At 66.4% G+C, this 12,547-nt stretch carries 17 protein-coding genes; all 17 read right to left on the bottom strand.

Annotated elements, in window-relative coordinates:
* Positions 1–532, bottom strand: a 532-nt coding sequence (locus tag ABMQ42_RS15795) for a hypothetical protein (RefSeq protein ID WP_349723948.1), incomplete at its 3' end; no start/stop codon positions are given.
* Positions 533–543: 11 nt separating this feature from the next.
* Positions 544–1,071: a hypothetical protein gene (locus ABMQ42_RS15790; RefSeq protein WP_349723947.1), complete on the bottom strand. Its 528-nt coding sequence runs from the start codon at positions 1,069–1,071 to the stop codon at positions 544–546.
* Between the two features lie 227 nt (positions 1,072–1,298).
* Entirely contained in the window at positions 1,299–3,593 is a 2,295-nt protein-coding gene (locus ABMQ42_RS15785) for a tape measure protein (RefSeq protein ID WP_349723946.1), read from the bottom strand.
* 76 nt (positions 3,594–3,669) lie between these two features.
* Positions 3,670–4,065, bottom strand: coding sequence for a hypothetical protein (locus tag ABMQ42_RS15780; RefSeq protein ID WP_349723945.1), 396 nt, complete (start codon positions 4,063–4,065; stop codon positions 3,670–3,672).
* A 10-nt stretch (positions 4,066–4,075) separates the two neighbouring features.
* A complete protein-coding gene (locus ABMQ42_RS15775) occupies positions 4,076–4,342 on the bottom strand; it encodes a DUF5361 domain-containing protein (RefSeq protein WP_349723944.1) in 267 nt (88 codons plus the stop codon).
* Between the two features lie 92 nt (positions 4,343–4,434).
* A complete protein-coding gene (locus ABMQ42_RS15770) occupies positions 4,435–4,704 on the bottom strand; it encodes a hypothetical protein (RefSeq protein WP_349723943.1) in 270 nt (89 codons plus the stop codon).
* A gap of 18 nt (positions 4,705–4,722) precedes the next feature.
* The gene (locus ABMQ42_RS15765) at positions 4,723–4,947 is read right to left on the bottom strand and encodes a hypothetical protein (protein ID WP_349723942.1); all 225 of its coding nucleotides are present in this window, start codon (positions 4,945–4,947) and stop codon (positions 4,723–4,725) included.
* A gap of 88 nt (positions 4,948–5,035) precedes the next feature.
* Positions 5,036–5,614, bottom strand: a complete 579-nt coding sequence (locus ABMQ42_RS15760) for a phage tail tube protein (RefSeq protein WP_349723941.1) — start codon at positions 5,612–5,614, stop codon at positions 5,036–5,038.
* Between the two features lie 46 nt (positions 5,615–5,660).
* Complete coding sequence (locus ABMQ42_RS15755; RefSeq protein ID WP_349723940.1) at positions 5,661–5,888, bottom strand: hypothetical protein; 228 nt, start codon at positions 5,886–5,888, stop codon at positions 5,661–5,663.
* Between the two features lie 162 nt (positions 5,889–6,050).
* Positions 6,051–6,299 carry a hypothetical protein gene (locus tag ABMQ42_RS15750; RefSeq protein ID WP_349723939.1) on the bottom strand — a complete coding sequence of 83 codons (249 nt, stop codon included), beginning with the start codon at positions 6,297–6,299 and terminating at the stop codon, positions 6,051–6,053.
* Between the two features lies 1 nt (position 6,300).
* Positions 6,301–6,633, bottom strand: a complete 333-nt coding sequence (locus ABMQ42_RS15745) for a hypothetical protein (RefSeq protein WP_349723938.1) — start codon at positions 6,631–6,633, stop codon at positions 6,301–6,303.
* The gene (locus tag ABMQ42_RS15740) at positions 6,633–7,061 is read right to left on the bottom strand and encodes a Gp19/Gp15/Gp42 family protein (RefSeq protein WP_349723937.1); all 429 of its coding nucleotides are present in this window, start codon (positions 7,059–7,061) and stop codon (positions 6,633–6,635) included. The genes ABMQ42_RS15745 and ABMQ42_RS15740 overlap by 1 nt, the downstream gene beginning before the upstream one ends.
* A gap of 68 nt (positions 7,062–7,129) precedes the next feature.
* Entirely contained in the window at positions 7,130–8,059 is a 930-nt protein-coding gene (locus ABMQ42_RS15735) for a phage major capsid protein (protein ID WP_349723936.1), read from the bottom strand.
* A 15-nt stretch (positions 8,060–8,074) separates the two neighbouring features.
* On the bottom strand, positions 8,075–8,566 hold the full coding sequence (locus ABMQ42_RS15730) for a hypothetical protein (protein ID WP_349723935.1): 492 nt from the start codon (positions 8,564–8,566) through the stop codon (positions 8,075–8,077).
* 83 nt (positions 8,567–8,649) lie between these two features.
* The gene (locus ABMQ42_RS15725; RefSeq protein WP_349723934.1) at positions 8,650–9,468 is read right to left on the bottom strand and encodes a VG15 protein; all 819 of its coding nucleotides are present in this window, start codon (positions 9,466–9,468) and stop codon (positions 8,650–8,652) included.
* Between the two features lie 12 nt (positions 9,469–9,480).
* Entirely contained in the window at positions 9,481–11,049 is a 1,569-nt protein-coding gene (locus tag ABMQ42_RS15720) for a phage portal protein (protein WP_349723933.1), read from the bottom strand.
* Positions 11,046–12,473 (bottom strand): terminase large subunit domain-containing protein, encoded by a 1,428-nt coding sequence (locus tag ABMQ42_RS15715; RefSeq protein WP_349723932.1) that lies wholly within the window; start codon positions 12,471–12,473, stop codon positions 11,046–11,048. The genes ABMQ42_RS15720 and ABMQ42_RS15715 overlap by 4 nt, the downstream gene beginning before the upstream one ends.
* Positions 12,474–12,547: the final 74 nt, after the last annotated feature.

Genomic DNA, 12,547 nt, shown 5'->3' with positions numbered 1-12,547 from the left:
CCTCTGCGAGGCAGTCCTCCATCGTCGGAAACCCGTAGTACGGCCACGTGCGGGTGAATGCACCGGTCCCGTCATCGGGCAGATCGATCGGCAGCGCCCACGTCGGCTCCTCGCCGTCACGCATCGCCCGCGACACGATCGCCCGCACCGCGCCCGACCTCGACCGGCCGGTGACCGTCAACGTGCCCGACGAGTTCCACGACCCGACACCGAATCCCATCCGCTGTGCGAACAGCGCCCGAATATCCGCCCACTGGCAGGTGACCGCGCCCGCGTCCCGGTCATAATCCGGGGTCAGGAACATGCCCGCCGCAGCGACCGTGTCATCATCATCCACATGCGCGACCATCCGCGCATTCGCCCGGAACAGATCCCGCGCCGTCGACCGGGTGATCGGCTGCTCCCGCAGCCGCACCGTCACCGACCCCTGCCCCGACCCGTCGATCTTCGACGACCACGACCCCGCAGACACCAGCGACGTGACGTCCAGCAGCGGCGCCCCGGTGATCGTGTCGAAAACGACAGTGCGCATCCCGCCCCCGATCAGATGTACGTGTCGGTGACCTTCACGGTCATCTGCCCCGAGCCCGACACCGGCGTGAGCACCACCGACACCGGCTTCCCGCCGCCCGGGACCGTGAACGACTCGGCCACATCCACCGCACCCGACTGCAGGGTGCTGCCCCGGTACAGCCAGCCGCGGGCCAGATCAATCCGGTGAGTCTGCCCCGACGACAACGCCTGGTTCACCACGAACTGCCGCCCCTGCGACGCCACCATGTACCCAGACGGCATGCTCCCGGTCACCTCGATCACCGGGGTCGCCGGGAAATTGCCGTACTGGTACGCCTGCACCGTCGAACCGGGGAGCGACCGCAACTCCCCGTACTTGCGCATATCCGGCGCCCAGAACGACACCTGGAATGCGGCATCCGTGCGGGTCGATCCACGCACCTTTACCGCTGTGCGACCCGACAGACGAACATCAGCCCACTGCGAATCGCCCTCAGACCCCACCGTCAGCCGGCCCGGTCCCCCGTCGGCAAGCAGCCCCGTCAGTTGCGCGCGCATGTGTTGCAGCTCGGCCGGCGTATCAGCGAGGATCGTTCCACCGATGGTCACCACTCGGGCCGACAGGTATCGAGCGTCATCGAATGCGCCATGCGAAGTCGGACGCACACTCTCGTCCCCGCGGACGTCTACGCCTTCGTCCCACCCCTGCCAGCCGTCAGGCGAGATCACGAATCCGCGAGACCCGTGGTCTGCGAAGACCAGCCCGCCGATACTTGCACGTGGCATCATGCCCCCCTCAGCTGCCAGTCAATCTCGCGGGCCGCGGTGATGCCGAGCGTCCGCTCATCCATTCCGGGCGCCGGGTTCACTTCCACGTTCACCTGCGTGCCCCGACCGGACGACCCTTCGGTGAGCGCTGCGGCGAGCCGTTGGAACTGTGCACCACCGAGCGGGATCACCGCCTCGTCGTACCGGCCCTCACCGACCTGCGCGACCACACCGCCACTGCCCGACTTGATCACGGCACCCTGCGCGAGCCGCGGGATCGTGGAGATCCGCAGATCGACACCCAGTGCGTCACCGACGACTCCGGCGACACCGTTGATCCCGTTGATCACGCCGTTCACGGCGTCGATCATGCCGTTGAACACGTTCTTCACGAATCCGACCACGCTTTTGAAGGCTGCCCGGATCGTGTCGCCGGCCACACGGAACGCCGTGCCGATCGCGTCGCCCACGATCTTCACTGCCGCACCGATCTTGTCGAAAATCGGCTTCACGACACTCGACCAGATCCACTGGAAAGCGGATGCGATGAGATCGAATGCCGGCTTCACGTACGACTGGTACAGAATCTTGAATCCGAGGCCGACGAGCTTCATCTTGTCGCCGATCCACCCAAATACGGGCTGGATCGCGTTGGTCCACAGCCACGACACGATCTGAGCGATCCCCTGCGCCATCGGGACGACGGCGTTATTCCACAGCCAGACGGCGATCGCACCGACAAGCTTGAACACGCCGATCCACAGGTCGAAGATCGGCTTCACGATCCCCCACATGAACTGGAACACCGCCACGATCCCGTTGATCGCCGGCATCGTCACGTTCTGCCACCACCAGGTGATCACCGCCGCGACGACTCGTATGACGTTCCCGATGAAGTCGGCCACCGGCTTGATGACCGAGGTCCACAGCCAGTTGAAGGCGGCTCCGATCGCGTCGATCACTGGTGAGAGGATCGTGTTCCACAGCCAGTTCCACGCGGTGCCGAGTGCTTTCGTGAACCCGGCCCAGATCTGCTGCCCAACCTTCGTCTGCGTGAAGAAGTACACCAGCCCGGCGACGAGCGCCGCGACCGCTGTCACGATCAGCATGATCGGGTTCGCGTTCAACACGAGGTTGAACGCGGCCTGGATCGCGGTGCCGGTCTTCGTGGCCATGAACCACGCTTTCAGTCCGCCCGCAGCGCCCACAGTCGCGGCCGCGTTCGCGATGGTCAGCCCTGTCGCGAGCACCCCGAGCGCGACGCCCGCGGATGAGATCACATCCCAGTTCGACTTCACGAACCCGACAAACTGGCCGACCCCGGCGACGACTCCCTCGAGCGCAGACCGAAGGTTCGCGCCCACCGCGACCATTCCTTGAAGCTGGCCGGCGAACTCGGCCCGGTCCCCCGCCGACATTGTGATCCCGGATATGAAGTCGCCGAGCCCGTTGCCGATGTTCTCGAAGAACGGGCCCATGCTCTCAGCGAGACTGTCTACCCACTCGGTGATCGCGCCGATCCCGCCCTTGAGCGCGGGGAAGATTCCGCCGAGCGCCTTCGCGCCGAAGCGTCCGAGCGCGGCGAGCATGTTATCCCACGCGCCCGTGAACGTCTCACCAGACTTCAGCGCGGCACCGCCGAGGTTCTCCTGCATGGCGGCTTCGAAGTTCTTGAAGTCGACCTCGCCCTTCGACACCATCGTCGACGCAGCCTGCGCAGTGATGCCATAGTGCTTCGCGAGGAACTGCAGCACCGGCACGCCACGCGACTGCAACTGCATCAGGTCATCGCCCTGCAGCTTCCCGCGTGCGGCGACAGACCCGAAGATCATGCCCATGTCCGACATCGACGCGCCCGCGATCGTGGCCGTGTCCGCGACGGTCTTTAGCACGCCTTCGAGCTGCTGTCCGGGCTTGATGCCCGCCGCGACCGCCATCGCCGACGTCGTCGCGGCCTCATCCATGCCGAACGCGGTGCCCTTCACGGACGCGAGCGCGTTGTCCATGATCTTCTGGACCGTCTCGGCAGACATGCCCAGTCCGGAGAGTTTCGCTGTCGCCTGGTCGAGCGACGAGAGCCGCGAGAACCCCTTCACGAGCGCCGTGCCGATACCGGCCACTGCGATCCCGCCGACCGCCAGCGCCCCGGTCTTCAGCACCTTCCCGACGCCGTCGACGAGCTTCCCGCCGATGTTCAGGCCGGCCTGCTTCGCAGGCTTGTCCGTGTCTCCGAGCGCATCCGACACCGCCGGTGCGAGCTTCGACGTTGACGGGACCAGGGAGATGTAGGCGGTTGCGAGCTCGACAGCCATGAAACGCTCCCGCCCGGGCATGCAAAAGCCCCGGGAGACGTGATGTCTTCCCGGGGCTCAGCCCTTCGTCATGTGCCTACGTGCGCCGCGCGGCCTCGTTCACCCTCGCGACGAACTGACGCATCTTGTCTTCGTCTTTGATCGGCCCGTCGACCACCGCGACCGCCCCGTCAGGGAACGTCACCGTGACGTACCCTCTGCCACGGTCCTTCTTGAACATGCCGCCGACGATCGCACCCACCGGGCCCGCGATGATCGCACCCGCCGCGACCCGCGTCAGCGTCGTGCGTCCTCCGATGACAGACCCAGCCTCATACTCGGCTACTGCCCCGGCGACCGGCCGAACCTGCTGCTTCAACGAACCGAGCGGCATGTACCGGTAATTGCCGTCACGCGTGACCGAGTGAACCCCGTAGGCGGCTTCGATCCGTGACCGTTCCATCTGCCGATTCCACGCGTCTTTGATCCCCATGTCGCGGATGCTACCAGCCAAGCCAGGACTTCATCTCGTCCAACGGCAGCGGCTTCGACCCCATCCGTTCCGGGCGCCGGCCCGGGCGCTCGACAGGCTTCGGCCGGCCGCGGTTCTTCGACGCGTCCTTCGTCTTTCCCCACCAGAGCAGGTGCAACATATCGACGGCTTCAGCGAGCAGGTGGGTGTCGAGCGACCCCCACGGGGCATCGTTCGGCGCCTTCACGGCCGCGATCGCCGCGTCTTGTGCCGGCTGGTTCTCGACGATCACGAGCATGTCCCGCCATGTGAGCTTGCTCGTTCCGAGCTGACGGAGCCTGAGACCGTGGCGGATGAGGTCGTACTCGACGGCCCCCGCGTACTGGTCGATCAGCTCGCAGAGGCCGAAGATTCCCCCACGCCGACGCCTGCGTCCTTCTGCCACGCGCCGAAGAACTCGCCGAGCTCTGCCGTGTCGAAGTCGTCGATCACCTCGAGCGTCTTCTCGTCGGCAACAGCCTCGATGAACTCGAACACCTGCTCGCCTTCGGACAGCTTGCGGATGCGGCGGATGAACCCGGCTTTGATGCCTTGACCGAACTTCGGCAGGGTGATCTTCTTGCCCGACTTGGACGTGTAGTGGAACTTCTCGGTTGCCATGATGCGCTGACCCTTTCGTTATGCGACGTCGAGCGTGTGAGGCGTGACGATCACGAACTCCGCACCACTCGCTTCCTTGATGCCGGGGACCCCGAAGTCCTCGGTGATGACCTGCCGTACCTGCGTGCCATCGATCGTCTCGACGGCCGCCGACTCGGCCTGGTCGATGACCAGAGCGAACGGTGTGCGCCACGCCTCGCCGACACCAACCACGGGTAATTCGAGCACCTGAATACGTGCCACTGCGCTGACCCTTCTGTGATGCGCTGGCTTGGATGGTGAACCGGGGGTGAGGTGGCCAGCGCGTTGGACCCCACCCCCGGGGCTTGTGTCAGGCGGAGAACTTGCCGTCGTCGAGGTACTTCGTCGCCTTGACGCCGTTCTCGTCGGGGAAGCACTCGACCGTGACCTCGTAGCCGATCACGTCGCCGTCCGAGTAGGTGATGTCACCGACCTCGGTGATCTGCCCATCGGAGATGACGATGCGCACACGCGCGTCGCCGTCCTTCACTTCGATCACGTACGCGGCGTGACCGAGCTCAGCAGAAGTGATCAGCACCGAGTGCAGAGTGCCCGACGTGGACGTCGCAGCCGTGGTGGTGACGTTCGTGTCACCGTGCACGGCCTTGAGAACCTCGGCGTTCAGCGTCTCGATGAGCGTGAACTTGTACGTCAGGGAGTGCTCGGTCTGCACGACCTTGACCGTGTCACCGCCCCACGCCTTGATCTTGTCCGTCGACCGGTCCTGCGTCTCGGTGACGCCGTCCTCGCCGACGTACCCGAGCGCGTTGAACGATGCACCGGGTGCGGTCGTCGCATCGGTCGGGAGCGTGGAGCCGACAGCCCCACGGAGAATTCCGCCCGTCGCGAGCGGCTTGCCACTGAGCACGTTGCTCGCGGTGTTCACCATTGGTTGCCCCTTTCAGGCGGTGTGTGCGCTGGCCTTCGGGGTCTGCCTAGAGTGCGGTGCCGCGCATGTCGAGCTGCACCGTGAACTGATACCGCGGCAGGTTGGTATCAGGGTCTGGGAGGAACGACGGCCCGCCGACATCCGTCACCCGGGTCACGTCATCCGAGAGCCGGGCCGCAGCCATGAGCAGCGCCCGGTCGATCTTCGCGTCATCGGCCGCGGTCCCGCCGTCGTCGGCGAAGCACTCGACGAGGATCATCGGGGAGTCGGTCACTAGGTCGCGGCTGCCCCCACCTGTCCGGGACACGCGCGTGTACCTCGTGCCGGTCTTCGGTGCTTTCGTCGCGACCTTCCGGCCGCCGCGCTCCGTGCGACCCTTCAGGAACTGCACGACCCATGCTTCCGGGTCCGGGAAGGCGATCACTTCAGACATCGGTTACCTCCCGGCATCCAACGCGCGAACCAGATCGTTCGACTTTGCGTTCTTCTGCTTCGCTTCATCGGTGACCGCAGCGACCGACACGCGCGCACGGTTCTTCCCTGTGAACGGCGAGACCTCGTACTCGCTGCCGGCCTGCGCCTGGATCGCTCGGCCACGGCGGATCAGATCACTCATCACGCCGCGTTCCTTGCGCAGCTGCGGGAACGCCTTCCGGTTCCACTTGATCTTCACGTTCTTGCCCATGTCAGCCGTCCACCCTCCGAAGTGTCGCGACGTTGCCTGGCCGGTTCCCGGACGGGTGATGCCACTCCCGCGTGTACCCGTCGACCTCGTACAGCAGCCCGCGGGCTGTGACACGGTCGTGCGGGCCGAACACGGTCCCGGTGGGCATGTACACCGTCGGTTCGACGATCACCCGGTCATGGCCCGGCTCACGCGGCTCCGACGTCGACCCCGGGTCGAACGCGTACACGCCCACGGTGACGGGGTCCGCCCAGTCGTCGATCTCGTTGCCGTGGCTATCGGTCGCGCCGGCCTGGTATGCCTGCCAGTCGACGTATTCGCTGACGTACCGCATCAGGCGCCGCCGGCGTAGAACGGTGACCAGGACGGGATCAGGTCGATCGAGAACGCCCCACGGTCCTGCACACCCTTCAGCTTCGCGAGCTCGTCGCTCGTCAGCCCGAGACCGCCAGGCACGTCACCGCCGTACGTCTTCGAGTCCGTGAAGGGGCCCGTCGTCGTGTTCACCTGACGGATGCCCTCAGGGTTCCGGAACACGCGCGTGATCATCGCCACGACGACATCCTTCGCCGTCTCGAGCAGATCCGTGCGCGGCGGTGTCTCCGCTGCCTCAGCGTCTATCCGCGTCTGGATGTCCGGCACCCGGTAGCGGATCTCCCGCTCGGCCCGGTCGATCCAGTTCTGCACCTTCGTGTCGTCGTCAGGCGCACCCTCACCGATCCACGCGTCGGTCACATCCTTCGGCTTCGTCCAAGACGCCATGATGACTCCCCTCGTATAGATCGGTCAGGAGGGAGGGGCAGGACGCGATGCCCTGCCCCTCCTCACGCTCAGGAACGCGCGGTGCTGGTCAGCTTCACGAACCGCGTGATGTCGCGGGCCTGGAAGCCGATCTCGATCTCCGCGCGGACGGCGAACATGTTCTTCTGCCACAGGGGCAGCACGTTCGGCACGTCCACGGTCGTCTCGGAGTCCGAGGCGGTGATCGTGGTGGTGCCGTTGACGATCGCGCCCTCCGAGATGGAGATCTGCACGCCCTCGACGGCGCCCCACACGGCCGACGCCCAGTCGCCGGCGAACCCGACCACGGACGACGCCGACGGGACGCCCTTGCCGTAGACGACACGCTCACCGAGCAGCATCGGCACGGACGAGCCGTTCGCGATCGAGTCGACCAGGATCGGGCGACCCGTGGTGTCGACCTGGCCGAGCAGCAGGCCCTTGCCCGCGGAGTTCAGCGCCCAGCCGTCCAGGGTGCCGTCGGCGCCCGCGACGGTCGTGTACGCCTCGACGAGACCCGAGTAGGTGCCCTTCGTCGCACCGGAGCCGGGGCCGAGCTTCACCTCGGTCGCCCCGCCGAGCTGCGCGAAGTTCGAGCCCGGTGCACCCGAGGACGCGTACACGGTCGAGTCGAACTTCGATGCCAGCGCGCCCGGGAGACGGCGGATGCACTCGTTGTAGAGCGCGGCCTTGTCCCGCTTGAACTGGTTCGAGAACGGCACGACCACCGCGAGGGTGTACGGCGTGATGTCCTTCGAACCGAACGAGGGCGTCGAGACGGGCTTCTCGTCCGTCTCCGCCACCCAGTCCGCCACCGGGTCACCGGTGATCGTCTGGACGGTCACGCCCGGGCCGGGCAGGTCGATGCGACGGGCGAGCTGCTGCACCGTCGACGCGTCCTGCATGTTCTGCCAGATCTCCGCAGAGACCTCCTTGGGCAGCACGACACCGGTGGTGCCGCGGTTCACGTCAGTCGCCATGACTGACTCCTCTCGTTAGAGGGCGTCCCCGATCGCTTCCGCGAACAGGTCCGCCGTTGTCTTCTTCTGCGCGGGCTGCTTGCCCTCACCGGGGACCACGCCCATGCGCGGCTGCTCCCCCTTGAACTGCACGAGCGCGTCCGCGGCTGCCTCGAGCTCCTCACGCGTGGCGCCGGTCAGCAGCCCCGCAGGAACCTTCTTCTCCGCCGCGACCTCAGCGCGGACCCGCCCCAGCCGCTCCGCCTCGAGGTCGCCCTCGAGCTTCGCGAGCCGGTCCGCGTTCTTCTCCTCAGCGGTCTTCGCCGCCTGCGCCGCCTGGTCGACCTGCTGGGCCTTCGCCTTCAGCTGGTCGTAGTCGGCGAACTTCGCGCGCTCCCTCGCGATGCGCGCCTGGATCGCCTTGTCGAAGTCCGCCTGCGATGTGATCGCCTCGAACTCCTTCGGCTCCCCCTGCTGCTGCGAGTCGGTTCCATCCGTGGCAGTGGTGCTGCCCGTCTGCTCAGCCATGCCGAGCCCCTCTCCGTATAGCCCCGTCGGGCGTTCAATCCTGCGAGACCGTCACAGTGCGGCCACGGGTGGAACCGTGGAAGTCAGTTGGTGCCGTGCTCGAGACGCCAGGACGCGAGGATCTCTTTCGTCGTCCCACCGGCGACATCCGAGTACATGCCGAGGTACTTCTTCTGCTCGATGTTCGCGATCTCCGCGAGCGGTGTACCGAAGAACACCGGCATGACGATGCAGTGGCAGTCGTCGTGGTATCTGTCGCCGAGATTCATCTGCCCCCGAGCCTTGATGCCCTGACCGATGCCGCCCGCGAGTCGCTTCCCGGATGCGCTGAACCCGGTGCGGGTCGAACCGCGACCCACGACACCGCCGGCGGATTCCGACGACCGGTACACGGCGCCACGCGACGCGAGCATGCCGCAGAACGCGCAGCATCCTGGACGGGGCATCCTCTGATACCCGACCCGCACCGGGTCGCGCACCACGTTCCCCTCGACGACTCCGCGCGCCGAGTCCAGCACCATCCGCTGCACCGCCCCGCCGAGCTTCGACAACAGCAGCGCATTCGGATCATCGATGTCCTGCGTCAGAGCGCCGACCGCCCACCGTGAAACGGCGTTCGCCTGCGACTGCTGCACCCAGCGGGTGTCGGTCTGCGCGTAGAACTGCCCACGTGCGCCGACCGCCGACCGCAGATCCTCGTACCAGGTCGCCGACAACTCCCCGGACGCCGACAGGTAGGGGTTCACGAGATCCGGCATCACCTGAATCAGCAGGTCACGCACCTGAGCGACCGGAAGACCCTTCACCTGGTAGAGGAAGTCAGCGAGGTCTTTCCTCGCCATGTTCGTCAGGTGGAACAGATCCTGCCGGTACTGCTCGATGAGCGCACGCTCGTCGGCCATGCGCACACCGCCCTACTCGTCAGTCGTCTTGATCGTGATCGGCTGCCCCGGGATGAACTTCACGTCACCGAGCCCGGCGAGTCGTGCGGCCTCGTCCGCGTCGACCCCGGCGCGCCGCAACACACCGAGCGCGTCGGCCTTCGCCTTGAGCACGTTCGCCTGGTTCAGGTCATCCTGGCTGGCTGGCTGGCTGGCTGGCTGGCTGGCTGGCTGGCTGGCTGCAGGATTCTGCCGCAGCGCCGACACCAGGTCACCGACACGCCCCCGCCGGTCCTCCGCCTCGATCTGGTCGATCTGCTCGAGCGACAGGCCCGCGTACTGGCGGCCGACCCGCGATGTCGCGAAGCTCGGGTCGCTCGTCGCGATCTTCGAGTACGCGTCCGCGCGCGCCGACGGCGACACGATCGCCGGGTCCGTGTAGCTCGCACGCAACGACCGCAACTGATCCGGCACAACCTCGAGGTTGTCGCGGATCTGTACCGCGAGTTGCATCGCCTCGACCGCGCCATGACCCCATAGCGCGTTCGCGTCGCGGGTGGTCGTGATCAGCGTCTCCTTCGCGGCAAAGATCGCGTCCGCGCTCGACGGGTTCGACGAGTCCGCGAACTTCACGTCCAGATCCTGGTCGTCGGCGAACAGGTTCGCCCACATGCGCAGCATCTCCGTGTGCGGCTGCGGGGACGAACCCTGGAACCGGTGCAGCTGCGGCATCGCTTCGTTGTCTTCGACGTCGAGCGCCTTCACGCGTCCCATGACTGCTGTCCATCGGTCGAGCGCGAACTGCGACGCGTCCGGGCCGAACACCCAGTACTCGGGTGCGGAGAAGAACTCGGACGACACCTCGGCGCGCACGATCGTGCGCAGTGCCGCGTCGTTGTAGTACATCGAGGCACGGGTGATCCGCGAGTGTCCGAGCGGGCGCCGCAGCTCGAACTTGTTCACCAGCGGGACCGCCGGCACCCGCCCCAGCAGGTGCGGCCGCGCGTTGACGATCCACCCTGTCTTAGTCTGCGCGAGGGTGTACACCGTCTCCGGCGTGTACATGATGATCTCGGACGGCTGTCCGTCATCGGTGACATCCACGATCGACAGGAAGCCCTTGAGCTGCCGCCGCCGCGGATCCCAGATCGCCGCCGACACATCCGCCGCCCGTGCCATGACCAGCACCGCGGGCTCCCCTGACTGCACGTCACCGGGCGTGACCGTGAGGAACGAGCACCCGTGCACCGACGACGACACCTGCGCCGCCGGAAGCTCCACCCGGAACCGGTTCTCCCACATGACCTGCTCGAGGTCGAACGGGTCCGTCTCTCCCGACGAGTCCACGAACCCCTCGAACCGGGAACGATCCGTGACCGCGTGCACGCCCTTCGCCGTCCAGCCGAGCGCAGCCTTCACGCCGGCCATTTGCGGCGGCAGGCTGATGCCGAAATCCTTCAGCGCCTGCTCACCGTCGTAGTACACCGATCGGGTGATGTTCTGCGGGCGCTTCTTCCACCACACGTTCACCAGGTCACGGAACAGCGACGTGTCCGCACCGAGATCCACGTTCGGCATCTGCAACGTAATCACGTCGGTCACGCGATCACCGCCTTCCGTGTCCCGGTCGATACCGGCTTGCCCGTGCGGGCGCCGTACAGGGCAAGCGAGATCGCCTCAACCGGCGTCTCATCACCAGCCGGCGAACCCCACCCCCACGCCCCATCACGGGTGCGCTTCTCCTGCGTCGACTTCTTCGCCGACTCGTCCAACTGCGACTGACCGACAGATGCCAGGTGCGTCAACGACAGTGCCTCGCCGCGCTTCGCCTCGCCCGCCGCCGCCGTCACCTGCTCGAGCAGCATCCCGCACGACTGGTAGTAGATCGGCGACGACGCCACAACGATCCGCCGGCACGGCACCTTCCGGTCCAGAAGCAGACGCTCCAACACCGCCGCACCCGCACGACCAGAGATCACGATCATCGACGCACGCCGCCACCGGGCCACCCCGTCGACCTTCGCGACGAACCAGTCCGCGAGCGGCGCCAACTGCTCCTCGACCGGCCCCTGGTGCGCGTCGATCAGCTCCACATGCGCGGACTCGTCCGAGATCAGACAGCCGCCGAGCGACACCCGCATACCATCCGCCGAGAACGCGACACCGAACGACCGGATGCCGTCCGCCGGCGCCTTGTCCGGTCCGACGGCGAGCATCGGCCACGACTTCGACAGCGGCCCGTCACCGTCCAGATCCTCATCCCAGATCCCGAGACCCTCACGCAGGAACGACGCCTCATCGTCGAGCTGCTCGCGCAGACGCTGGATCGCGTCCGCATCAGTCCGGTGCGGGAACGACGGGTTCGCCTTCGCCCACGTCTCGTGAGAGTCCGGGTCGTCGCCGGCATCCGCGCCGACCTCGACGTACAGCGTGTTCGATCGGACGTCCTCACCGGACTTCCGGCGCTCCTCGATCTTGAGCGCCTTCTTTCGACGCGACTTGAACACCTCGGCCGGGTCCGTCGGCGTCGGCGGTGTGCCCATGTAGATCACAAGCGGGTTCTTCACCGTGTTCGCCGCCGGCACCATGTCGTTCAACGCCTTCGACTTCAGGATCTGCGCCTCATCAAACACCACGATGCTCACACCGGGTATGCCTCGCCCGAACCCATGCTCACGGGCGCCGAACATGATCCGGGAGCCGTTCGTGAACACGATCCGCTGCTTGCCGTTCCCGCCACGCACCTGCCGGATGTACGGACTGATCCGCCGACGACGCGCCAACGCTGCGAGCGTGTCGAACGTCTCATCCGACGTCGCCGCATGATGCGCCGTCCACAACACCTTCAGGCCCGGGAACAGAATGCACAGGGCGAAGATGATCGTCCCGATCGTGAACGTCTTCCCCACCTGACGGCAGATCGAGATCAGCACCCCGCCGATACCGGCCGCATACTTCCCCGTCGACCGCTTCGCGAGGATCGCCTTCCCCAGACCCTTCTGCCAGCCGTCGTGCTTGACGCCCATCTTCGCGCACTGCGCAGCAACCGCCGGATACCCCGTCTTCACAATCCCAGACGGGACGACCAGATGCTTCGCAA

The sequence above is a fragment of the Microbacterium sp. KR10-403 genome, from assembly GCF_040196215.1.
Classification (GTDB): Bacteria; Actinomycetota; Actinomycetes; order Actinomycetales; family Microbacteriaceae; genus Microbacterium.
The sequence above is the reverse complement of the archived record's forward strand: the minus strand, read 5'-3'. Positions and strand labels throughout refer to the sequence as shown.

Excerpts from the sequence above, each read along its gene's own strand:
- ABMQ42_RS15740 (WP_349723937.1), bottom strand. The coding sequence starts at position 7,061 with ATGGCGTCTTGGACGAAGCCGAAGGATGTGACCGACGCGTGGATCGGT.
- ABMQ42_RS15735 (WP_349723936.1), bottom strand. The coding sequence starts at position 8,059 with ATGGCGACTGACGTGAACCGCGGCACCACCGGTGTCGTGCTGCCCAAG.
- ABMQ42_RS15715 (WP_349723932.1), bottom strand. The coding sequence starts at position 12,473 with ATGGGCGTCAAGCACGACGGCTGGCAGAAGGGTCTGGGGAAGGCGATC.
- ABMQ42_RS15780 (WP_349723945.1), bottom strand. The coding sequence starts at position 4,065 with ATGGGGATCAAAGACGCGTGGAATCGGCAGATGGAACGGTCACGGATC.
- ABMQ42_RS15790 (WP_349723947.1), bottom strand. The coding sequence starts at position 1,071 with ATGCGCGCGCAACTGACGGGGCTGCTTGCCGACGGGGGACCGGGCCGG.
- ABMQ42_RS15730 (WP_349723935.1), bottom strand. The coding sequence starts at position 8,566 with ATGGCTGAGCAGACGGGCAGCACCACTGCCACGGATGGAACCGACTCG.
- ABMQ42_RS15770 (WP_349723943.1), bottom strand. The coding sequence starts at position 4,704 with ATGGCAACCGAGAAGTTCCACTACACGTCCAAGTCGGGCAAGAAGATC.
- ABMQ42_RS15745 (WP_349723938.1), bottom strand. The coding sequence starts at position 6,633 with ATGCGGTACGTCAGCGAATACGTCGACTGGCAGGCATACCAGGCCGGC.
- ABMQ42_RS15725 (WP_349723934.1), bottom strand. The coding sequence starts at position 9,468 with ATGGCCGACGAGCGTGCGCTCATCGAGCAGTACCGGCAGGATCTGTTC.
- ABMQ42_RS15750 (WP_349723939.1), bottom strand. The coding sequence starts at position 6,299 with ATGGGCAAGAACGTGAAGATCAAGTGGAACCGGAAGGCGTTCCCGCAG.
- ABMQ42_RS15785 (WP_349723946.1), bottom strand. The coding sequence starts at position 3,593 with ATGGCTGTCGAGCTCGCAACCGCCTACATCTCCCTGGTCCCGTCAACG.
- ABMQ42_RS15775 (WP_349723944.1), bottom strand. The coding sequence starts at position 4,342 with ATGCTCGTGATCGTCGAGAACCAGCCGGCACAAGACGCGGCGATCGCG.
- ABMQ42_RS15760 (WP_349723941.1), bottom strand. The coding sequence starts at position 5,614 with ATGGTGAACACCGCGAGCAACGTGCTCAGTGGCAAGCCGCTCGCGACG.